Source organism: Rhodococcus sp. IEGM 1370 (assembly GCF_033142325.1).
GTDB lineage: Bacteria > Actinomycetota > Actinomycetes > Mycobacteriales > Mycobacteriaceae > Rhodococcoides.
Map to the genome: position 1 here is coordinate 313,161 of NZ_JAWLRY010000003.1, position 21,399 is coordinate 334,559.

At 63.8% G+C, this 21,399-nt stretch carries 23 protein-coding genes; all 23 read right to left on the bottom strand.

Going from position 1 to position 21,399, the window contains the following annotated elements; translation table 11 throughout:
- Window positions 1-40: 40 nt before the first annotated feature.
- The 23 genes from R4P47_RS07850 to dnaJ all read right to left on the bottom strand — a co-directional run bounded on the left by R4P47_RS07850 (window position 41) and on the right by dnaJ (window position 21,390).
- Window positions 41-775, bottom strand: coding sequence for an urease accessory protein UreD (locus R4P47_RS07850; protein WP_317784431.1), 735 nt, complete (start codon window positions 773-775; stop codon window positions 41-43).
- On the bottom strand, window positions 772-1,386 hold the full coding sequence (ureG, locus tag R4P47_RS07855) for an urease accessory protein UreG (protein WP_317784432.1): 615 nt from the start codon (window positions 1,384-1,386) through the stop codon (window positions 772-774). Before ureG ends, R4P47_RS07850 begins: the two co-directional genes overlap by 4 nt.
- Window positions 1,383-3,101: an urease subunit alpha gene (gene ureC / locus R4P47_RS07860; protein ID WP_317784433.1), complete on the bottom strand. Its 1,719-nt coding sequence runs from the start codon at window positions 3,099-3,101 to the stop codon at window positions 1,383-1,385. Before ureC ends, ureG begins: the two co-directional genes overlap by 4 nt.
- Window positions 3,098-3,754: an urease subunit beta gene (gene ureB, locus R4P47_RS07865; RefSeq protein ID WP_317784434.1), complete on the bottom strand. Its 657-nt coding sequence runs from the start codon at window positions 3,752-3,754 to the stop codon at window positions 3,098-3,100. The genes ureC and ureB overlap by 4 nt, the downstream gene beginning before the upstream one ends.
- A gap of 34 nt (window positions 3,755-3,788) precedes the next feature.
- Window positions 3,789-4,454 (bottom strand): urease accessory protein UreF, encoded by a 666-nt coding sequence (locus tag R4P47_RS07870; RefSeq protein ID WP_317784435.1) that lies wholly within the window; start codon window positions 4,452-4,454, stop codon window positions 3,789-3,791.
- Window positions 4,451-4,918 carry an urease accessory protein UreE gene (locus R4P47_RS07875; protein WP_317784436.1) on the bottom strand — a complete coding sequence of 156 codons (468 nt, stop codon included), beginning with the start codon at window positions 4,916-4,918 and terminating at the stop codon, window positions 4,451-4,453. The genes R4P47_RS07870 and R4P47_RS07875 overlap by 4 nt, the downstream gene beginning before the upstream one ends.
- A 1-nt stretch (window position 4,919) precedes the next feature.
- Window positions 4,920-6,335, bottom strand: a complete 1,416-nt coding sequence (locus tag R4P47_RS07880) for an amidase (protein ID WP_317784437.1) — start codon at window positions 6,333-6,335, stop codon at window positions 4,920-4,922.
- Window positions 6,336-6,381: 46 nt separating this feature from the next.
- On the bottom strand, window positions 6,382-6,579 hold the full coding sequence (locus tag R4P47_RS07885) for a hypothetical protein (RefSeq protein WP_300519958.1): 198 nt from the start codon (window positions 6,577-6,579) through the stop codon (window positions 6,382-6,384).
- Window positions 6,576-8,015, bottom strand: a complete 1,440-nt coding sequence (locus R4P47_RS07890) for an amidase (RefSeq protein WP_317784438.1) — start codon at window positions 8,013-8,015, stop codon at window positions 6,576-6,578. The genes R4P47_RS07885 and R4P47_RS07890 overlap by 4 nt, the downstream gene beginning before the upstream one ends.
- Window positions 8,005-8,196: a hypothetical protein gene (locus tag R4P47_RS07895; RefSeq protein WP_317784439.1), complete on the bottom strand. Its 192-nt coding sequence runs from the start codon at window positions 8,194-8,196 to the stop codon at window positions 8,005-8,007. The genes R4P47_RS07890 and R4P47_RS07895 overlap by 11 nt, the downstream gene beginning before the upstream one ends.
- Complete coding sequence (locus tag R4P47_RS07900) at window positions 8,193-8,924, bottom strand: ATP-binding cassette domain-containing protein (protein ID WP_317784440.1); 732 nt, start codon at window positions 8,922-8,924, stop codon at window positions 8,193-8,195. Before R4P47_RS07900 ends, R4P47_RS07895 begins: the two co-directional genes overlap by 4 nt.
- A gap of 100 nt (window positions 8,925-9,024) precedes the next feature.
- On the bottom strand, window positions 9,025-9,915 hold the full coding sequence (locus R4P47_RS07905) for an ABC transporter ATP-binding protein (protein WP_317784441.1): 891 nt from the start codon (window positions 9,913-9,915) through the stop codon (window positions 9,025-9,027).
- Window positions 9,915-10,856: an ABC transporter permease gene (locus R4P47_RS07910; RefSeq protein ID WP_300519943.1), complete on the bottom strand. Its 942-nt coding sequence runs from the start codon at window positions 10,854-10,856 to the stop codon at window positions 9,915-9,917. The genes R4P47_RS07905 and R4P47_RS07910 overlap by 1 nt, the downstream gene beginning before the upstream one ends.
- Window positions 10,853-11,800, bottom strand: a complete 948-nt coding sequence (locus R4P47_RS07915; RefSeq protein WP_317784443.1) for an ABC transporter permease — start codon at window positions 11,798-11,800, stop codon at window positions 10,853-10,855. Before R4P47_RS07915 ends, R4P47_RS07910 begins: the two co-directional genes overlap by 4 nt.
- Window positions 11,801-11,808: 8 nt before the next feature.
- Window positions 11,809-13,440: an ABC transporter substrate-binding protein gene (locus R4P47_RS07920; protein ID WP_317784444.1), complete on the bottom strand. Its 1,632-nt coding sequence runs from the start codon at window positions 13,438-13,440 to the stop codon at window positions 11,809-11,811.
- A gap of 373 nt (window positions 13,441-13,813) precedes the next feature.
- Window positions 13,814-14,539, bottom strand: a complete 726-nt coding sequence (locus R4P47_RS07925) for a response regulator transcription factor (protein ID WP_317784445.1) — start codon at window positions 14,537-14,539, stop codon at window positions 13,814-13,816.
- 132 nt (window positions 14,540-14,671) lie between these two features.
- Window positions 14,672-15,586: a GTPase Era gene (era, locus tag R4P47_RS07930; RefSeq protein WP_068052356.1), complete on the bottom strand. Its 915-nt coding sequence runs from the start codon at window positions 15,584-15,586 to the stop codon at window positions 14,672-14,674.
- A 15-nt stretch (window positions 15,587-15,601) separates the two neighbouring features.
- Window positions 15,602-16,924 carry a hemolysin family protein gene (locus tag R4P47_RS07935; RefSeq protein ID WP_068052334.1) on the bottom strand — a complete coding sequence of 441 codons (1,323 nt, stop codon included), beginning with the start codon at window positions 16,922-16,924 and terminating at the stop codon, window positions 15,602-15,604.
- Window positions 16,925-16,964: 40 nt separating this feature from the next.
- Window positions 16,965-17,507 (bottom strand): rRNA maturation RNase YbeY, encoded by a 543-nt coding sequence (gene ybeY, locus R4P47_RS07940; RefSeq protein WP_068052336.1) that lies wholly within the window; start codon window positions 17,505-17,507, stop codon window positions 16,965-16,967.
- Window positions 17,508-17,560: 53 nt separating this feature from the next.
- Window positions 17,561-18,604, bottom strand: coding sequence for a PhoH family protein (locus R4P47_RS07945; protein ID WP_032394544.1), 1,044 nt, complete (start codon window positions 18,602-18,604; stop codon window positions 17,561-17,563).
- 93 nt (window positions 18,605-18,697) lie between these two features.
- Entirely contained in the window at window positions 18,698-19,453 is a 756-nt protein-coding gene (locus R4P47_RS07950) for an alpha/beta hydrolase family protein (RefSeq protein ID WP_317784446.1), read from the bottom strand.
- Window positions 19,450-20,223: a 16S rRNA (uracil(1498)-N(3))-methyltransferase gene (locus R4P47_RS07955; protein WP_317784447.1), complete on the bottom strand. Its 774-nt coding sequence runs from the start codon at window positions 20,221-20,223 to the stop codon at window positions 19,450-19,452. Before R4P47_RS07955 ends, R4P47_RS07950 begins: the two co-directional genes overlap by 4 nt.
- A gap of 3 nt (window positions 20,224-20,226) precedes the next feature.
- Window positions 20,227-21,390 carry a molecular chaperone DnaJ gene (dnaJ, locus tag R4P47_RS07960; protein WP_317784448.1) on the bottom strand — a complete coding sequence of 388 codons (1,164 nt, stop codon included), beginning with the start codon at window positions 21,388-21,390 and terminating at the stop codon, window positions 20,227-20,229.
- Window positions 21,391-21,399: the final 9 nt, after the last annotated feature.

The window sequence follows — 21,399 nt, forward strand, 5'->3', positions numbered from 1 at the left end:
CCCACTACGAACTTTCGTGCACAGCGGCCGGGGCACATCATCAGCGGACGAGCCGCACCGTCCTTTCGAGAGCCGTCCGCAACGCACCACCCTCCTCCGCGGCCATTCGCACGGCATGACCGACGCCGTTCGGAAGCTCCGTGACCGCCAGGTGCACACCGTCGACGTCCGACAGCGCGGGCACGGTCGCGGCCGAACCCAGGACGTAGACGGTGCCGAACGCGCGAAGCGAGCGCGGCCACAGGCTCGAGTCGAGCAGCTGGGCATCGACCATCAGGGGTTCCTGACCCTCGACGCACCGAACCCGAACGGTGGAGCTGATACTGCCGACGTCGTTCGCGGTCAGCTCGGGATGCAACACGAAAGCGTCCACGACGACGGCGGAACCGTCGCCGATCTCCACGTCGGTCAGTTGCACGAAATGCGCATGCCTCGTGAGGATTCTGGGCTCGGGGCAATGAATCAACCGACCGTCGCCCCGCAACCGCAGAACCGTCGACTCGGTCGCCGCTGCACAGCCCGGCTTGCCCGTCACCAACATCGCGCCCTGGCCGAGAATTTGTACGTACGCGCCCGTGCCGACGTGCACGCGTTGCTCGATCACGTCGCCGGGGTGGATCGATGCCCCCGAGTTCTGAACGATCACCGAACCTGAACGGGGATGCGGACCGGGAAACATGCGCCCCACCGACTGCGGCCAGCGGTAGCGTTTCCTGTCGAACACCGTCTGTCCGCGCACCGCTTCGAACGACAGATCCAGAGACCGCGAGATCACACGAACAACACGTCGCGATCGAGCTGCGCCACCACAGCGGCAATGCCATCGCCCGTGCGAGCATTGGTGGACACGATCGGCTTGCCGCTGCGCACGAGATCCGCTTCGTGCAGTAGCAACTCGAGATTCACGCCGACGTACGGGGCGAGATCGATCTTGTTGACCACCAACAGATCACACCGAACCACACCGGGGCCTCGTTTGCGGGGGATGTCGTCTCCGCCGGCCACATCGATCACGAAGATCCAGTAGTCGACCAGATCCCGAGAGAAGGTGGACGCCAAATTGTCACCGCCACTTTCGAGCAAGATCACCTCGGTGTTCGGAAACTGCGCCTCCAACTCGTCGGCGGCTGCGATGTTGAGCGATGGGTCCTCTCGAATCACGGTGTGCGGACATCCACCCGCCTCCACCGCACGTACCCGCGCGGGGTCGATCAGGCCGCTGCGCTTGACTCGTTCGGCGTCCTCGGCCGTGACGAGATCGTTCGTGATGACCGAGACCGATCGATCTGCCGCGCCGAAGACGGCTACGAGCTGCTCGACGAGGGCGGTCTTTCCCGATCCGACGGGCCCGCCTATCCCGATACGTGCTGCACGACGGTTGTTCATCGGAGCAGGTACCTCCTCGAGAAGGGGACGCTGGTCGCAGGTTCGCCGGTCAACAGCACTCCGTCTGCCCTGACCTCGAAGGTTCGTGGATCGACCTCCACCAGCGGAAGCGCCGAGTTGCGCACCATGTCGGATTTGCGCAAGCCCCGGACCGACGCGATGGGGACGACGCGTTTTCGCAGACCCAGCTGTTCCGCGACGCCGGCGTCGACGGCGAGCGAGGACATGAAGACCATGCCGAGTTCGGCGGATGCTGCCCCGAGCGCACCCCAATTGGGCCGACTCACCACCGGTTGTGAACGCGAAATGCTACCTGCCGCGTCGCCGAGGGAGGCCCATGCGACGAATCCGTTCTTCATGACCACCTCGGGTTTGACGCCGAAGAAGGCCGGTGACCACAGGACCAGATCGGCAACCTTTCCCACTTCGACGGACCCGATGGACCCGGCGGCGCCGATTGAGATAGCTGGATTGACAGTCAATTTCGCGATATACCGTTTGACTCGCTCGTTGTCGGCCGCCTCGGTCGTCTCTTCCGGCAATCGCCCTACCCGCTGCTTCATCACATCCGCCAATTGCCAACAGTTGGCGATGTTCTCGGCCACGCGCCCCATTCCCTGAGTGTCGCTTCCGAAGATGGAGATCGCGCCCATGTCGTGCAAGAAGTCCTCGGCGATCATCGTCTGCGGACGAATGCGCGCTTCGGCGAATGCCACGTCCTCCGGTGCCTGCCAGTTCATGTTGTGCGCGGCCATCGTCATCGGTATTCCCTCGTCGAGGGCGTACGCGGTGTAAGGATTCGTGGGATTCGTCGATGCCGGTATGACGTTGTCGTATCCGACGCATCGGATGAGATCGGGCGCGTGTCCACCACCTGCACCTTCGACGTGATACATGTGAATCGTCCGGTCGCCGATGGTGTTCATGGTCGTCTCGGCAAACCCGAACTCGTTGATCGAGTCGGTATGCAAATGGACGGCGAAGTCCGCGGAATCTGCTGCGCGAAGGGTCTTGTCGATCACTGCGGGTGATGCGCCGAAGTCTTCGTGAATCTTGACCGCACCTGCACCTGCTGCCACCGATTCCAGTACCGCTCGCTCGTCGGACGCACCTCTGCCGAACGCGACGAAGTTCATCGGGGTGTGCTCACCACCTCGGAGAAACAGTCCGAGATTGCGCGCACTTCCGGTTCCCACCTCGAACGCCGGGCCGGGAGAACCTCCGATCAGGGTGGTCGTACCGGTAGCCAGCGCGTGTTCGCTCTGCTGGGGAGAGATCAAGTGGGCGTGGGTTTCGATGGCTCCGGCCGTAACGATCATCCCCGCGGCCGGTATCGGCGTCGTCATGTGTCCGACGACCATGCCCTCGGTGACATCGGGCATCACATCTGGATTGCCGGCTTTGCCTATACCGGCGATGAGGCCACCGCGAATACCGATGTCGGCCTTGATGACTCCCTGCACCGCATCGATCACCGTAGCCCCGATGAACACGTAATCGAGTGCGCCGTCCGATGCCGTCGACGTAGGCCGGTACCCCTCCCCGTCCCGCACGTTCTTTCCTGCCCCCGCCAGCAGCTCGTAACCGGGCGTGGTCAGATCACGCTCGATCTCCACGAACAGAGAGGAATCTGCGAGCCGTATCCTGTCTCCGACCGTCGGGCCGAACATCCGCACATACGAGGCCCGGTCGATCGCGATGTCGTCGTTGTTCACGAGGGAGCTCCCGTCGTCGCATCCTCGTTCGAGTCCAGCGGACCGTCGACCAGACCACGGAAGCCGTGCACCACTCGGTCGCCCGAGATCGGAACCAGGCTTGCGACGACGGACATTCCGGGCTCGAATCTGACACCCGCGCCCGAGGCAACTGCCAGCCTGCGTCCCCATGCCGCGCGCCGATCGAATTCCAGGGACTCGTTGGCTTCGAAGAAGTGTGTCTGACTGCGTACTTGAACGTCGCGATCTCCTCTGTTGACGACGGTGACCCTGGTGATCTCGGAACCGCTGAACAGTACGACGGCCTGTTCGGCCACGATGATCTCGCCGGGAACGATATCGTCCGCCGTGGGCGCGATCGGGTCGACCACGGTGATCAGCTTCGTGCCTTCGGCGAACGGCGCGTCCACCATGATCATGTCCACCATGGCCGCAACTCCGTCCTGAACCTGCGCCGCGGTGAGCAGGTGACCGGCGTGATCGATCACCTCCTCGAAGCTCAGATCCTTGCGGGCAGCGAGCAGGATTTCGTCGGTCAGATACGCCACCGCCTCAGGATGCGAGAGCCGAACACCGTCGCGGAGATTTCGCCGGGCGAACTCGGCCGCAGTGAAGATGGTCAGCCGCTCGCTCTCGGTAGGAGTGAGGAACACGTTCGAATTCCGTTCTCGTGTAGGGGTATCGGACTCAACTGGCGAACAGCCGCGCGCCATCGCTGCGACGCTGAGCCGAGATGTCTGCGAAAGCACTGAAGGAATGCAGATTCGCCGCGTCGGTGGGAGGTCGGTCGCTCAGCACGTCGGCAATCGTCGGCTCGAGGTCTGCCAGAACGCGCTGGGCCCCGAGGTGGCCCACGATGCCCAGCCTCAAGCCCGCACCGGCGATTCCCGAGACGGCCTGCCAGACACTGACCGTTTCCGCCGACGTCTGCGACAGTCCCGCCGCGCGGAAGCACAGCGCCTGGGCCACCGGGAGATGACCTGGAACGGCCCCGGAGAGAACGGACCGACGGTAGTCGGCCGCCTCCTCGTGACCGAGAGCGGCGAACGTTCCCAGTAAAGCGGCCCCCGCCCGACGCGAGGCTCCGCGCAGCACCGACATGATGCTGTGCGCCTCGCATCGGCGGTCGGCGACCTCGGCAGCCCCGTGAGGCCACGCCGCACTCAACACTCGGCGATCGACGGTGTTCCAGCGCCCGATCACCTGCTCACGCGTGAATTCCTTCATTCCCGACTCGTCGGTCACGAATCCGTCGCGATACGAACCTTCGAGTCCCGACGAGAATGCGAATCCACCCGAGGGAAATGCACTGTCGCCCAGCCGCAACGTCATCAGCATCTCGGAGACCGTCACTGCGACTGCACTTCCACCGACCTGTCGGCGACGAGCTCCGCGATCCGGTTCAGGTAGTCGTCCACCTCACCTTCCATGGACACCTCGACGACATCGTCGGTCATGGAGGATTTCCAATGCAGGTGGCCGGCGAGAAATCCGAGCCGTAGTGCCGCCGATACGGAGGTTGCGCGCAACACCAGTACTCGGGGTTCGCTTGCGCGAACCACCACGGCACGCTCGGACTCGAGCAGCAGCACCGAGCCATCCTGCACCCGATGCTCGCGACCGAGTGCGATGCGATAGTCACGCCCGGCATCGGAGCTCACGCGAAGTCGGGTCCGATCCATGTCCTCCGCCGGGATGTGTACGTATTCGACTAAACCGTCGTGCCGTAGCCGGTGAATCCGATCCGCCAGGGACGGATCGGACTCGTGCCCGACGATCGACGCGATCACCGGACCCTCGATGTCGTGGGACGACACGTCAGAGAGCCGCGCTGCCTGCGGTGACGACGGGCGCGATGCGCCCGACCACATCGGCTGACTGCTCGAGCGCGTAGCCCACCCTCAGTATCTCCGCCTCGCAGAACGGCTTCCCGATGATCTGAACGCCGATCGGCAAGCCCCCGGCCGAGAACTCGGCGGGTACCTGCAGCGCGGGAAGACCGGTAACGTTCGCCGGGGCGGACATTCGCGAATACGCACTGGTCGAACCCTCCACTGTTCCATCCTCCCAATGGAAGAAAGGATCGCTGCGTAGCGATGCGACACCGGGAACGGTCGGGGCCAGCAACACGTCGATCGTCGAGTACATGTTCCTCCACGCCTCCTGAATTCGCGTACGCAGGCGGACCGCATTGATGTAATCGGTCGCGAGAATTGCTTCGCCCGCTTCGACCAACGTTCGCACTTCGTCGGTGAACAACTCCGGCGACTGCCGCGTCGAATCCATGTGATAGGCACTGGCTTCGGCGGTCAGAATCGCCCACTCCACCGGCAGGACGTACTCTGCGAGCGGTACCTCGACCTCCACCAGGATCGCGCCGAGTCGTTCGAGCGCTTCTGCGGCGCGATGCGCAACTTCGGTGACTTCCGGCTGAACGTTGTGAGTGTAGAAGTTCGACGGTATGCCGATTCGAGTCCCGGCGACTCCGTCCGTGATGCCCGCGAGAAAATCGGGAACCGGCATGTCGACGGACGCCGGGTCGCGTCGGTCGTAGCCCGACATCGCGCCCAGCACCAGTCCCGCGTCGGAGACGTTGCGTGTCAACGGTCCGACGTGATCCAAAGACCAGGACAGCGATGCGACACCAGCGCGGGATGCCCGTCCGAACGTGGGCTTGAGTCCGACCACCCCGCAGACACCCGCGGGGATTCTGATGGATCCACCGGTATCGCTTCCCAACGCGACGTGCACGACTCCCGCGCCGACCGCTGCACCGGAACCGCCGCTGGAGCCACCGGGTGTGCGGGTGACGTCCCACGGATTCCCTGCGGTCGGAGTCGTTGCTCCATAGGCGAATTCGTGTGTCTGGGTCTTGCCGACCACGATCATTCCTGCGTCGTTCAGCTTGGCTACCGACGCACTGTCGGCTGTCGGCACGTTCGCGGCACGCTGCTGGGAACTGGACGTCGTCAGGATCCCTGCGGTGTCGTACAGATCTTTGACGCCGAGCGGAATGCCGTGTAGGGCACCGCGGTACCGGCCGGCTGCGATCTCTCGCTCGGCCTCGGCTGCTCGCGCCAACGCTTGGTCGCCAGTAACCGTGACGAAGGCCGTGATTGCAGGCTCCACCTCGGCCAGACGGTCGAGGGACGACTGGGTGACTTCGACTGGCGATACTTCCCGGGTGCGGATCTTCTCGGCTACCTCGGTGAGAGAGAGTTCGTACAACTGCATGTCGGTGGTCCTTTCATACGACGAGTGAATGCCGATGTGGCGGTGATCAGGTCCAGGAGGCCTTGAACGCCGCAGCAGGGACGGTCTCTCCGATGCCCGTGACGCTTGCCTTCCGAATGAGTCCCAGCGTGCTTCGATAGACCTCGAATTTGTCCTCGAGGCGCTCCGGCTCGATGTCTAGTCCCGCGTACTCGAAAACTGCTGCCAATTGTTCGCGGGTGGGATCGAAATCCTGTGTGCTCATGGTTCGACTCTTTCTCTCGAGGTGATGACAGGTACCGCTGCGGCACTGTCGGTCAGGGACTGGTACGAGTTGCCCACAGCCAGTGCGAGTGCTTCCTCGAACGGTGGCGTCATGATCTGCAGTCCGATCGGCAATCCTGCGGAATCGAACCCGGCCGGTACCGTCAGCGCCGGCATCCCGGTCACGTTCGCCGGGACCGTCAGGGCGTTCAGGCCGTTGAGTATGTCGATATCGCTGCCTGCCAACGCCATTCGCGATGCGCCAAACAGTGGTGCTGTGGTGGCGATGGTCGGTGAGAGCAACGCGTCCACCGATCCGAACATCCGATGCATTCCGTCGAGTACGACCGACCGTGCTCGTTGTGCGTCGACGTAGGCGACACCGCTGTGAAGGTGACCCACCCGAAGAGCATCGACCACATCGGACCCGAACAGATCCGGGCGTTCGTTCGCACGGGCCTGGTGCAGCGATGCGGCCTCCACGGACGCGATGACGCCGACGATGTCGGGGCAGAGCTCGACGCCGTCGAAGCGCACCGGAACGATGGTGGCACCGGCAATTTCGAGTACCCGCACAGCAGTGTCGAACGCCGCTGCCACGTCGGGATCGAGACGGTCGGTGAAGTAGCGTTCGCTGACCCCCAGCCGCAGGCCGCGTACTCCCCTGTCGAGCTGTGCGGTGAAATCCGGCACTTCGATCGCGGTGCTGTACGGGTCGAGTGGGTCATGCCCTGCCAACACACCGAGCATCGTCGCGCAGTCGGCGACCGTCGTCGTCAGCGGACCGGCATGATCGAGTGTCCAGCTCAACACCGTGACTCCGCGCTTGCTGATCCGTCCGTAGGTGGCCTTCATTCCGGTGACCCCACACAGAGCTGCTGGTATCCGAATCGACCCACCGGTGTCGGTCCCCATCGCAGCCGGGACGAGCCGAGCCGCAACGGATGCACCCGAGCCACCGCTCGACCCTCCGGGCACCCGGTCGAGCGCCCACGGGTTCCGCGTCGGCGGAGTGTTGACCCCGTACGCGTATTCGTGGGTGGTGGTCTTGCCGAGCACGATGCCATCGGCGGCACGCAGACGCGCAACGGTCTCCGAATCTTTCTGCGCCGGAGCATCCGACGAGGCGAGCGAACCCGATCGGGTAGGGATTCCCTCGACGTCGTACAGATCCTTGACGGCGAAGGGCACGCCTCGCATCGGGCCTCCGGGTTCCCCGCGCCGAATGGAATCGCGTTGACGTTCGGCCACCGCCCGGGCCTGCGAGGCGTTCACCACGACGAACGACTCCAGCTCGTCGTCCATCTCGTCGATTCGGGCGAGGTATGCATCGACGACGGCAACCGGGTCCAGAACTCCGGACTCGACTCGGCGGTGAATGGCGGTCACCGACGCGGCGAGTGGGTCGAAATCGCCGTGGGCACTGTCAGCACTCATCACAGCTCCTGTCCATGGTCAACTGCAGCGGTAGCGGTGTGTCCACGGTCAGTGCGGTCGCGAGACGATGTGCCGACTCGATCGCCGCCGATGCCGCGACGTCGGCCAGAGTTCCGCCGGCGAGCTCCGCAGACACCGAGCGAGCTGCCAAGGCTGCTGCTGCCCAGCGATGCTCGGTCATCGCGTGACCCCGATCTTGGGCTCCAGTACGGCCTCGACGAGGGTGCGGGTGATGTCGGTCCGCGGATTCGTCAGCAACTCGTCCACGGGTCCGGATTCGACCAGCTGTCCGCGGTCGAGCACTCCTGCGCGGTCACACATGTGCTCCACCAGAGCAAGATTGTGTGTGATGAGCAACAGAGTGAGTCCGCGTTCGGCCTGTAAGTCTTTGAGCAGGTTCAGAATCTGAGCCTGGACCGACACGTCGAGAGCTGCGGTCGGCTCGTCGAGAACGACGAAGTCGGGGTCGGTGATCAGAGCGCGTGCGATTCCGAGACGTTGCCGCTGGCCGCCCGAGAATTCGTGAATGTAGCGGTCGTAGTGCGATGGCTCCATGCCGACTCGATCGAACATCTCGAGCACTGCGCCGCGGATGTCCTTCTTGGCGGCGAGCTGAAAGCGTTCGAGGGCATATCCGACCTGTGAGCCGACGCTACGACGCGGATTGAACGCGGAGCCCGAATCCTGGAAGACGATCTGCATGTTCTTGCGGTAGCGACGCATGTCCAACGGGCTGAGCGCTGCGATGTCGTTGCCGTCGAACAGCACCGAGCCCGAGCTCACCGTCTCCAGGGCGAGCACCATGCGGCCTGTCGTTGTCTTGCCCGAGCCGGATTCACCGATCAATCCGAACGTTTCACCCCGTCCGATATCGAAGCTGACGTCGTCGACGGCCACGAAATCTGTCATGGATCGGCCGTCGCCTCGAACGCGGTAGACCTTTCGCAGATCACGCAGTGAAACCAGCGGCAGTTTGCCAACCGATGCGGTTGCCGACGACGTCGAATGATCAAGCTGAGACATTGTTCTTCCCCCCTTCGGAGATCGAATCGTGTGAGAACTCGAACAATCGACGGCTCGAGCGCGGAATCGCTCGCTCTGCGGCCGACAAGCGCAATTTGGGAACGGCATTCATCAGTCCCTGGGTGTACGGATGTTGGGGTCGCTCGAGAATGTCTGCACGCGTCCCGGTTTCGACGATTCGTCCGTGCCGCATGACGGTGACCTCGGAACACACATGGGCGACGACGCCGAAGTCGTGGGTGACGATCAGGATTGCCGTACCGAGTTCACGGTTGATGTCGAGAAGTAGGTCGAGGATCTGCTTCTGCACCGTGGCGTCGAGTGCAGTGGTCGGCTCGTCCGCCAGCAGCAGTTCGGGCCGGCACGCCAGCGCTATTGCGATGACGACTCTCTGACGTTGTCCACCGCTGAGCTCGTGCGGGTACGCCTTCATTCTTCTCACCGCATCAGGCAGTGCCACCAGCTCCAGGGCTTCCAACGCAGTTCTGCGCGCTGTCCTGGCATCGACTTTCTGATGCAAGCGAATGACCTCGACCAGTTGAGCACCGATCGTGAACGACGGGTCGAGCGCGCTGAGCGCATTCTGCGACACCAATCCGATGTGGCCACCGCGAATCTCACGCATGGCTCGCTCGTCTTTCTCGAGCACGTTCTCCCCACGAAAGAGGATGCGGCCACTGCTGATTCGGGCTCGCCCTGACCCGAGAAGGCCGAGGACGCTGAGCGAGGTGACACTCTTGCCGGATCCGGACTCACCGACCAGCCCTCGGATCTCCCCCGGTTCGACCGACAGGTCGACGTTCTTGACCGCCTGCACCACACCACCGTCGGTATGGAAGTCGACGCTGAGGTCTTCGATGCTCAACAGTGCGGTCATCAGCTCGTCTGCTTTCTCGGATCGAGGGCGTCACGGATTCCGTCGCCGACGAGGTTGAACGACAGGGCAACGAGAAGGATGACGATGCCTGGGATGGTGGCGATGTGATAGATACCTTCGAGGAGCACGCTGGAGCCGTCGGAGGTCATGATGCCCCAGTCTGCGGTGGGTGGCACGACGCCGACACCGAGGAAGCTGAGGCCGGCCGCTACGACGATCATCAAGCCACACAACGTAGTTGCGTACACCGTGAGGTTGGCCATGACGTTGGGAGCAAGCTCTCTGAACATGAGATGGCCGACGTTGGCGCCGTATGCCCGCGCCGCCTCGATGTACTCCTTGCCCGATTCCTGCACCGTCGCGGTGTACGCCACCCGAGCCATGTACGGCACAAGGGTGATTCCGATGGACAGCATCACATTGCCCAGTCCTGCCCCGAGCACTGCCGACAGTGCAATTGCCAACAGAACGAGGGGGAAAGCGAACAGGACGTCGAGGATGCGCATCAGCAGTTCGCCTGCCCTGCTGCGCTTGTAGCCGGCGAACAGTCCGATCATCAACGCGATCGGAAAGACCACCAGCACCGGCACCACTGCCACGACGAGGGAGTTGCGTCCGCCGTAGAGCAGGCGGGAGAGAATGTCCCGCCCCTGGCCGTCGAGGCCCAGTGGGTGTCCCTCGGTGCCGATCCCGGCAAGCCTGTTCACCGGATCTCCCATGGTCGGGCTGTACGGGGTGAGCAGCGGCGCACAGATCGATGCGAGGACGACCAGCAGTAGGAACACCGCTGACGCCACCGCTACCTTGTCGCGTCCGAATGCCCGCAGACCGAGGCGCAGGGCCGAAGCCTGAACTGCAGCCTCGGTGGTCGGCGGAGCTGTCGATCGCCTTCGAGCCACTCGGCGACGCGACCGAGTATCGACACCGACCGATACGTTCATGCCGAAACCTTCTTCCGTGAGCGTGGATCGAGAAGCCCGACCGCCGTGTCGGCGACGAGATTGATGACGACGAATGCGAGCGCGATGAAGAGCACCCCGGCTTGCACAACAGGGATGTCTCGCTGCGTGATGGATGTGTAGAGCTGTTGCCCCAGGCCCGGCCACCCGAACACGACCTCGACGAAGACAACCCCGCCGAGCAAGTAGCCCACCTGCAGACCGATGACGGTGACGATCGGCGGCAGCGCATTGCGAAGTCCGTGTCGCCACAGCACCGACTGCTCCGACAGTCCCGACGCCCTGAGTGTGCGAATGTAGTCCTGCTGCAACACATCCACCATCACCGAACGTGACATGCGGGCGATCACCGCCAACGGCACCAGTGCCGCCGCGACCGCAGGTAGTACGAGGTGGATGAGCATGTCCCCCAGACCTCCCGGGCTCCGACTGTTGTACATTCCCGAGGTCGGGAACACCCCGAGACGTATCGAGAAGAAGCCGATCAACACGAGCCCGAACCAGTAGACGGGCACACTCGCTCCGGCGAGCGAGGCGAACATCGCGATCCGGTCGAACACACTGTTCTGCTTGCGGGCCGCCGCAATTCCGAGCGGAACTCCGATGACGACACACAGCAGCAGAGCAGCGAACGTGAGAATGATCGTGTTCCACAGCCGAGGCAGCATGATCTCCGACACCGGCTTGTTCACCGTCAACGACCGACCGAAATCACCTTGCAGCAGGCCACCCATGTAGTCGAGGTACTGGATCGGCAGTGAGCGATCGAGACCCAGTTCGGTTCGCACGGCAGCAACCGACTCAGCGGTCGCACCGGATCCGAGAATGGTCAGTGCCGGATCTCCCGGGACCAACTGCAGCAACATGAAGACGATCAGGCTGACTCCGAACAGAACCAGGATCGTGGACAGCAGGCGATGTGCCACCGTACGTATCATTGTTCGAGCCTCACTTCTTTCAGGTCGTACCACTCCTCGCTGGGCGAAACGAATCCGGATACGTACGGGGCCAACACGTACGGAGCCTTGTCGTTGACCACAGGTGCCAGCGCGGCGTCCTCGGTGACGATGTCGTTCGCCTGACGCCAGTAGTCGTTCGCAACGTCTTCGTCCGTCGCTCGGATCGCCTGATCCATCACCGAGTCGAGGTCGGGATTGGAGTAGTACCCCACGTTGACTCCGTTGGGAGACTGCAACTTCGAGGACGTGACGATGTAAAGCCAGTACGGGGTGGTCATTCCCCACGACATCTGGGCCATACCGACACCGGGCTTCATACCCTGCGCCCACGTGCCGAGATACGAAATCCATTCCTGCGTCTGGATTTGCATGTCGATTCCGATCTCGGCGAGATTCTGCTGCAGATATTCCGCCATCTGCGTCGGAATGATCTGGCCCGAACCGTCCACGGAGGTGATCAAGGTCGTCGTGAAGCCGCCCTGCAGGCCGACCGAGGCCAGCAGCTCCTTCGCCTTGGCGATGTCCCGCGTGTATGCATCGGTCCTCTCGACGTACGCGCCGTTCGCCGGGGCTTGAACACCGTAGGCGGGGTTGACACTTCCGCGAAGAAGATCATCTGCCATCCCGTCTCGATCGATGGCCAGATTGATCGCTTGCCGCACTTCTTTGATCGCCATGTTCGGGTCCTGCATGTTGAACGAGAGGTACCACACGTGCGGCGGCGTCCCCTCCGACAGCTGGTAGCCCTCACTCACCAAGTTGTCGATACTGTCCGGGCTCGGTACCGCGATCATGTCGACGTCACCACTGCGCAATGCGGCTACCCGCGCCGACGCGTCGGGAAGAGGCCGGAACACCACGCCCGAGATCGAGGGTTTCGTGCCCCAGTAATTGTCGTTGCGCACCAGGCTGATCCGCTCACCGCGAATTCTCTCGTCGAAGACGAACGGCCCGGTACCGACAGGATGGTCGCCGACATCGTCGCCGTAGGTTTCGATCGAGGCCGGGCTCATGATCGCCGTCGAACCGTTTCCGCCCTGGGCGAGCATGCGAAGGAAGGGCGAGAACGGTTGGGACTCGGTCACGACGAGCGTGTACTGGTCGACGGCCTGGACATCGGCCGTGTTCTGCCAGATGAAGTTCGTCTGGCCCGCGGCCTTGGCGGAGTACTGCGGAGCGCTCTTGTCCCACATACGACGAAAGTTGTATTCGACTGCCTCGGCATCGAGCGGCGTTCCGTCGTGGAACGAGACCCCTCGACGAATGTCGAACGTGTACGTCAGTCCATCCTCGGACACGTCCCAGGACTCGGCCAGCCCGGGCTCGAGAGCGGGTACAGCCGCTTCCGAAGACGGCGTGCGGAGATCTTCGGTCACCAGGGGCTCGAAGATCTGCTGGTTGATTCGCCAGCTGACCCAACCTCCGGCGACTTGGGGGTCGAGAACGTCGGCCTCGGATTCGATGGCCACGACAAATGTGTTGCCGGTCTCGACATCTGCGGCACTGCTGGCACCGCACGCCGTGAATGCGCTCATGGCGAGGGCCGCGACAGCGATGGCGGCGACGATCGATATCGGACGTCGCCGGTACGACGTGCGCGGGCTCATGCGGTGGCCGTTCTGACAGCCAGTTTCATGGGACATGTTCCTTCGATCTGAGGATTGACCGGCCTGTGGGGACGCGTATTCGGGCTCCGAAAGCGAAGTACGGGTCGAGGATTCCGCGTAGTGCGACGGCGAACTTGTGCGGATGATCAACGGTAGACAGTGCAGGCCTGTACTTCATATACGTCGAAATACGTATACTTTGCCCGCTGAGTCACATGAATCTACGTTGCAGCACAACATGTTTCGATGCTGTTACGGTGCGGAGTCGATCGGCAACACGAAAGCGGCGTCGGTGTCACCGACGCCGCCATGGCACTGCGAATCATTTTGTGCTGCAGATTGTGTCGCGCTTCAGATTGTGTCGCGCTTCAGATCAGCGCAGGAAAGCGTGCTGCGAATCGACGGACCGATCGTCGGAACCGAGACCGAGTTCGGTGGCGTACACAGCTGCGAGGACGCGATTGGGTACGCCCAGTTTGCGCAGAATCTTCTCGACGTGGGTGGTGACCGTTCGCGGCGACAGGAAGAGTTGTTCGCCGATCTCGGAGTTCGACATTCCTCGTCGAACACAGTCGAGAATCTGCAACTCACGATGAGTGAGCCGGAAGCGCGCCGCAGAGCGGCGGTCCAGCGCGTATCCGGTGAATGCCGGCCGCATCCGTTCGAGTAGTTCCTTGCCGGTGCCGGGGAAGTCCGTTTTCTCCACATTCCCGTGGCACATACCGATGATGTCGCCGGCGTTGTCGTGCAGCAACATCAGCACGCCGTTGTTGAAGCCCTGAGGCCGCAGTATTTGGCTCCCGCTGTACGAAGTGGCGAAACCGGGGACCTCGGTCCAATCGAAGATGAACTCGTGGTTCGAGAACTGCTTCTCGAATTCGGGTCGCGTATCGATGCTGCCGGTCAGAAAATCAGCAACGGTGTCTCCATATCCACGCTGTCCGACGGTGACGAACCTTCCGGCGACGTCATCCTTGTAGGCAAAAAGAAAACCGTCGCACTTGCCCTCGAATCTCAGGAAATCGATCGCCCCGTCCATTCGACGCTTGGCGACCGGTGACGACAGATCCGCCGCCATGGAAGCAATGTCGAAAGACATGAATCACGTCCTTCCGCTGAAGTTCTCCTGCGCAGGGCAGGTCGAGGACTGACTCCAGTAAACAGGCCGACGCTTTCGTTCGTGTTAAACCGAGGTTGCAAGCGCGCTCACGGTGACGTGAGAGCAGTGACGTCAGAACCCGAGCTTGCCCATTTGCTTCGGGTCGGTCTGCCAGTCCTTGGCGATTTTGACGTGCAGGTCCAGGTAGATCCTGGTACCGAGTAGCTTCTCGATCTGCAGTCGCGACGCGGTGCCGACCTCTTTGAGTCGCGAGCCACCCTTGCCGATGATGATGGCCTTCTGACTCGACCGCTCGACGTAGAGGATTGCGTGCACGTCGAGCATGTTGTCGTGGCCTTCACGGGGCAAGACCTCGTCGATGACGACGGCAAGGGAGTGCGGCAGCTCGTCGCGGACACCTTCGAGCGCGGCCTCACGGATGAGTTCGGCCATGAGGACTTCCTCGGGCTCGTCGGTGAGCTCACCGTCGGGGTAGAACGCCGGGCCCGGTGGCAGTTCCGACGCCAACAGGTCGACGAGCTTCTCGATCTGCTCGCCCGATTCGGCGGACACCGGGATGACATGCGAATTCTCGCCGAGCAGCTTCGACAGCGACATCAGCTGCTGTACGACGCGTTCCTTCTTGACCTTGTCGATCTTGGTGATGATTCCGATTAGCGTCGTCTTGGGCGCGATGTGCCGCACCTGTTCGAGTATCCACCGGTCGCCGGGCCCGATCTTCTCGTCCGCGGGGATGCAGAGTCCGATGACGTCGACCTCGGAGTAGGTGTCCTGCACCAGGTCGTTGAGGCGTTGCCCCAGTAGCGTTCTGGGTCGGTGCAGGCCGGGGGTGTCGACCAGGATCAGCTGGGCGTGCTCTCGGTGCACGATGCCGCGAATGGTGTGCCGCGTCGTCTGGGGACGCGAGGACGTGATGGCGATCTTCGATCCCACCAACGCATTGGTCAGCGTGGACTTGCCGGTGTTCGGTCGGCCCACGAAACAGACGAATCCGGATCGGAACTCACCGTTGTTCTGCTCGGACAAGAGCACCTCCAGATTTCAGTGTTGACGAGTGGCCTCGGACGAGTCGTCGTCCTCGGTGGAATCTTCTTCGGGTTCGAGCTTTTCGACCAGGACCGTGGCGATGCGGACGCGCCCCTTGGGATCTGCGCCACCTTCTCCACGCAGCAGCAGGCCGTGGGTGATCACCTGCGAACCGGGCAACGGTACTCGGCCGAGTTCGTAACCGAGGAGCCCGCCGACGGTGTCGACTTCCTCGGATTCGATGTCGATGCCGAAGATCTCGCCGAGGTCTTCGAGCGGCACCCGCGAGGACAGCCGATAGCGTCCGTCGTCGAGTTCCTCGATGGGCGCGACTTCGTCGGAATCGTATTCGTCGGCGATCTCGCCGACGATCTCCTCGATCACGTCCTCGATGGTCACCAGCCCGGCGATGCCCCCGTACTCGTCGACGAGCAGGGCCATGTGGTTGCGATCGCGCTGCATCTCGGCGAGCAGACTGTCGAGTGCCTTGGAGTCGGGAACGAAGACGGCCGGACGCATCAGGTCGGACACCTGCACTCCGCGGCCGCCGTCGGTGGAGTAATACGTCTGCTGCACAAGGTCTTTGAGGTACACGACGCCGACGATGTCGTCCACGTTCTCGCCGATCACCGGAATGCGGGAGTGGCCGCTGCGCACAGCCAACGAGGTGGCCTGTCCTGCTGATTTGTCGGACTCGATCCACACCATCTCGGGGCGCGGGACCATGACCTCGCGGGCGGAGGTGTCACCCAGCTCGAACACCGATTGGATCATTCGCCGTTCGTCGTCGGCCACGACGCCGCGCTCGCGGGCCATGTCCACCAGTTCCCGGAGTTCGATCTCGGAGGCGAAGGGGCCGTTGCGAAATCCCTTACCGGGGGTGATCGCGTTGCCGATGAGGATGAGCAGTCTGCTGATCGGTCCGAGGAGCCACCCGAGTGCACGCAACGGCAATGCGGCCGCCAACGCGATCGAGTACGCGTTCTGCCGACCGAGGGTTCGCGGACCGACACCGATCACGACGTAACTGACCAACACCATGGCCACCGCGCTGATCACCAATGCGGTGGTCGAGTCGATCAACTGCGTCAGGCCACCCGCGAGCAACACGGTGCCGCCGATCTCGCACAGAATGCGCAGCAGCACCATCAGATTGACGTATCGCGGGCGGTCACCGACCACGACGACGAGGCCGGTGGCACCGGGGCGCTCGTCCTTGACCATGTCGTCGATTCGCGCACGTGAGACCGTGTTCAGCGCGGAATCGACGGCAGCGAACAAGCCTCCGAGAGGCACGAGAAGGACAGCGAACACGATGAGCGCAACAGCACTGCTCACGCGCTAGGACCCCACACTTGCACCTGTTCGACGACGCAGATCATCGGTCGAGTCCGTCGACGAAACCGGCCTTGCCGAGTAGCCTGGCGTCGCGGGCGGCCTGTTCGGCGGCCTCCTCCGCGCGCCTGGCGTCCTCGTACCATTCGGCCAGCAGCCGGTTCTGCAGCTCGAACATTTCCTTCTCTTCGTCCGGCTCGGCGTGGTCGTAACCCAGCAGGTGCAGCACACCGTGCACGGTCAGCAGAGCGAGCTCGTGTTCGAGCGAATGCCCCGCTGCGGCAGCCTGATCCGCGGCGAACGACGGGCACAACACGATGTCGCCGAGCATCGCCGGCCCGGGCTCGGGCGCATCGGGACGACCGCCCGGCTCTAGCTCGTCCATCGGAAACGACATCACGTCGGTCGGGCCGGGCAGATCCATCCACCGCATGTGCAGATCTGCCATCGTTGCCGAATCCACCAGCACCATCGACAGTTCCGCAGCGGGATGCACGTCCATGCCGGCGATCGCGAACCGCGCGACCGAGACCAGCTCGGGTTCGGAGATGTCCATCCCCGACTCGTTGGACACTTCGATACTCATCTAGCCACTACCCACGCTCTCGTTGCCTGCATCTGTCGGTTCGTATGTCTGAATCATCTTCTCGCCGAACGCGGTCCACCGGTGCGGCGTTGCGCCCTGTTGGGAATGACGCCCTCCGATGTCGACTCGAACCGCTCGTACGCGTCGACGATCTCCGAGACCAGGCGGTGGCGCACCACGTCGCTGCTGGTGAGCTGCGCGAAGTGGATGTCGTCCACGTCGGTGAGGATCTCCGAGGCTGCCCGCAACCCCGATCGCGCACCTCCGGGAAGGTCGACCTGGGTCACGTCGCCGGTGACGACGATCTTCGACCCGAATCCGAGTCGGGTCAGGAACATCTTCATCTGCTCGGCGGTGGTGTTCTGCGCCTCGTCGAGAATGATGAATGCATCGTTGAGAGTGCGTCCGCGCATGTAGGCGAGCGGGGCGACCTCGATGACCCCGGCCTGCATCAGCTTCGGAATCGCCTCGTCGTCCATCATGTCGTGCAACGCATCGTGCAGCGGCCGCAGGTAGGGGTCGATCTTCTCGTGCAGCGTTCCTGGAAGGAAACCGAGCCGTTCCCCCGCCTCCACTGCCGGACGCGTCAGGATGATGCGGCTGACCTGCTTGGTCTGCAATGCCTGAACGGCCTTCGCCATCGCCAGGTACGTCTTGCCGGTGCCGGCCGGGCCGATGCCGAACACGATGGTGTTGGCGTCGATCGCGTCCACGTAGCGCTTCTGGTTCAGCGTCTTGGGCCGAATCGTCTTGCCGCGGCGCGAGAGGATGTCCAGGCTCAGCACCTCGGCCGGTGAATCCGAGACGCCCTCGGTGAGCATGGCGATCGATCGGCGCACTGCATCGGGAGTCAGTGGCTGAGCGCGCTTGGCGAGCGCGGCCAACTCGGAGATCACCCGTTCGGCCAGCGCCACATCGGCCACTTTTCCGGTGAGCGTCACGGCGTTTCCTCGTACGTGGATATCTGCCGTCAGCATCTGCTCGAGCGCCCGCAGGTTCTCGTCGGACTGTCCCAGCAGTGGCATCACTGCTTCGGGGGCGAGTTCCAGGGTGGACCGAACGTCACGCTCGGCGGGAAATTCGCTGTGTTCACTCACGTGGTGGCTATGGCCTGCTCTCTGGTGTCGACTTCTCGGACGTGCAATTGGTATGGATCGAGTTTAACGCCGCAGCAACGATGCGCATTCCCATTACTCGCTGGTGGCACCGAGCACGGCGTCGAGCGAGAGCGCCCAACACCGGGAATCGGGATTCAGGAAAGCGAAGTGGTCTTCCCCCGGCACGATCGTCAGTCGGGCGTCGTCTCCGGCAGCGCACGCCAGCGCTACGTACCGCTCGCTCTGCGCCGCGGGCACCTGGATGTCCTCGGATCCGTGCAGGGCGATCGTCGGGATGCCGATGGGCGTCCGGGCCGCAGGCGAGGCCGACCGGTACAGCTCGGGGTCGTCCTCGTATCGGGCCTGCAACAGCGCCTCGACCGCCGGGTTCGTCCGTCCCGACGCACCGCGCGGCTCGAGATCGAGTACTCCGGCCTGCGAGACGATGCGCGACGGGCGGACCTTCGTGCCGGTCTCGCCGCCGAGCCACACGGCCAGGTGACCGCCGGCGGAGTGGCCGATGACGCGGACGTCGTCGATCCCGACCGGGGCGTGCTGCTGCAGTTCCCCGGCAACCACGTCGAGTGCCGCAGTCACATCGGACTGCATCTCCGGCCAGTGCCCACCTGCGCCGACGCGTCGGTACTCGATGTTCCACGCCACCGCTCCGGCTCCGGCGACTGCGCGAGCGAACTGGGTGCCCAGGTTCGATCCGTACTGTCCGCTCCAGAACCCGCCGTGTACCACCACGACCACCGGCGTCCGGTGATCCATCGGCTCGGCCGGCAGGTAGAGGTGGCCGAACTGCTCCGGATGATCGCCGTACGCGATCTTGATCCGCGCGCTCATGCGTTCTGGAAGTCGGGCGGGAGTTGGGTCCACCGCGAGGTCAGGACGCCCAGCGCGCCCAGAGCCACAGCTCCTGCCGTCGAGGTCCGCAGCACCGTCGGGCCCAGCACCACCGGCGTCGCACCCGCCTCGGTGAGAGCGGCGACCTCCCTGTCGTCGAGACCGCCCTCGGGTCCGACCACGATCACGACCTCGGGAACCGAGTCGAACGGCAGGTCCCGGAACGCCGAAGTAGCCGCCTCGTGCAGCACGGCGACGATCCCGCCGCGCTCCACGACGCCGCGTACGAAAGTGTCGACCTCCCGCGAATCGTGCAGCTCGGACACCTCGGGGATGAATGCCCGACGCGACTGCTTGGCTGCTTCCGCCGCGGTGCTGCGCCACTTCGCGACGCCCTTGGCTGCCTTCGGGCCCTCCCACCGTGCGACGCATCGCGCGGACTGCCAGGGCACCACAGCATCGACGCCCGCTTCCGTGGCCAGCTCGACGGCGAGCTCCGATCGGTCCGCCTTCGGCAATGCCTGCACCAGCGTCACCACCGGAGTGGGACGCGGCATCTCACTGCGCGATTGCACGGCCAGTTCGAGCCGGTTCTTCTCCGCTGCGGCCACGACCGTGTCGGCCAGGCCGCCCGCTCCGTCACCGAGCAACACCCGCTCGCCCACCCGGATGCGCCTCACCGTCGCGGCGTGGTGCCCTTCCTTGCCGTCGAGCACCGCGAGCTCGCCGACGTTCGGTAGAGGCGAGAGGTAGAAGACCGTCGGGGCCATCGATCAGCGACCGCTGAACGCTTCCCGCAACCGCGAGAACAGGCCGCCGCTGTGCGCCGAACCGGTGGTGACGACCTCCGCCGAGTCACGGTCGCGCATCGACCTGAGCTGTTCGAGCAGATGGGTCTGCTTGCTGTCGAGCTTGGTCGGCACGATGACCTCGAGGTGCGCGTGCAGATCGCCGCGAATACCTGACCGCAGCTTGGGCATACCGTGACCGCGCAGCACCGTCGTCGAATTCGGTTGTGTGCCTTGCTCGATCGAGATCTCGGTGGGTCCGTCGATGATCGCGTCGATGTTGACCGAGGTGCCGAGAGCGGCGTCGACCATCGGAACACGGACGGTGCAGTGCAGGTCGTCACCGTCGCGCACGAACACCTCGTGCTGCTGTTCGACGATCTCCACGTACAGGTCTCCCGCGGGTCCGCCGCCGGGACCGACCTCGCCCTGAGAGGCCAGTCGAATGCGCATGCCGTTGCTCACGCCGACCGGCACCTTGACCGAGATGTCGCGACGCGACCGGACGCGACCGTCGCCGCCACACTTGCGGCAGGGGTCGGGAATGGTCTCGCCTGCGCCGCGGCAGGTGGGACACGGGCGGCTGGTCATGACCTGGCCGAGGAACGAGCGCTGCACCGACTGCACTTCACCGGCACCGCCGCAGGTATCGCAGCGAACCGGCTTGGAGTCGCCGTTGGTGCCCGAGCCCGTGCACAGGTCGCAGAGAATCGCCGTGTCGACGGTGATGTGCTTGGTCACGCCCGTGGCGCACTCGTCGAGGGTGAGCTTGGTACGCAACAGCGAATCCGCTCCCGGCTGGACGCGCCCCTTGGGCCCGCGCTGGGATCCGCCCGCGCCGCCGCCGAAGAACGCCTCGAACACATCTCCCAGGCCGCCGCCGAATCCGGCTCCACCGAATCCACCACCGCCGCCGCCTCCGCCGCCGCCCTGCTGCAGCGGGTCGCCGCCGAGGTCGACGATGCGACGCTTCTCCGGATCGGAGAGCACCTCGTATGCGGTCGAGATGTCCTTGAACCGAGCCTGCGCGGCCTCGTCCGGGTTGACGTCCGGGTGCAGCTCTCGCGCCAGCTTGCGGTAGGCGCGCTTGATCTCCTGGTCCGTCGCCTGCTGGCCGACGCCCAAAGTCCCGTAATAATCCCGTGCCACGTCGTCTCT

Coding starts and splice junctions, on each gene's coding strand:
- ureG (WP_317784432.1), bottom strand. CDS start 1,386: ATGAACAACCGTCGTGCAGCACGTATCGGGATAGGCGGGCCCGTCGGA.
- R4P47_RS07880 (WP_317784437.1), bottom strand. CDS start 6,335: ATGCAGTTGTACGAACTCTCTCTCACCGAGGTAGCCGAGAAGATCCGC.
- R4P47_RS07885 (WP_300519958.1), bottom strand. CDS start 6,579: ATGAGCACACAGGATTTCGATCCCACCCGCGAACAATTGGCAGCAGTT.
- R4P47_RS07890 (WP_317784438.1), bottom strand. CDS start 8,015: ATGAGTGCTGACAGTGCCCACGGCGATTTCGACCCACTCGCCGCGTCG.
- R4P47_RS07895 (WP_317784439.1), bottom strand. CDS start 8,196: ATGACCGAGCATCGCTGGGCAGCAGCAGCCTTGGCAGCTCGCTCGGTG.
- R4P47_RS07900 (WP_317784440.1), bottom strand. CDS start 8,924: ATGACAGATTTCGTGGCCGTCGACGACGTCAGCTTCGATATCGGACGG.
- R4P47_RS07905 (WP_317784441.1), bottom strand. CDS start 9,915: ATGACCGCACTGTTGAGCATCGAAGACCTCAGCGTCGACTTCCATACC.
- R4P47_RS07910 (WP_300519943.1), bottom strand. CDS start 10,856: ATGAACGTATCGGTCGGTGTCGATACTCGGTCGCGTCGCCGAGTGGCT.
- R4P47_RS07920 (WP_317784444.1), bottom strand. CDS start 13,440: ATGAGCCCGCGCACGTCGTACCGGCGACGTCCGATATCGATCGTCGCC.
- R4P47_RS07925 (WP_317784445.1), bottom strand. CDS start 14,539: ATGTCTTTCGACATTGCTTCCATGGCGGCGGATCTGTCGTCACCGGTC.
- ybeY (WP_068052336.1), bottom strand. CDS start 17,507: ATGAGTATCGAAGTGTCCAACGAGTCGGGGATGGACATCTCCGAACCC.
- R4P47_RS07950 (WP_317784446.1), bottom strand. CDS start 19,453: ATGAGCGCGCGGATCAAGATCGCGTACGGCGATCATCCGGAGCAGTTC.
- R4P47_RS07955 (WP_317784447.1), bottom strand. CDS start 20,223: ATGGCCCCGACGGTCTTCTACCTCTCGCCTCTACCGAACGTCGGCGAG.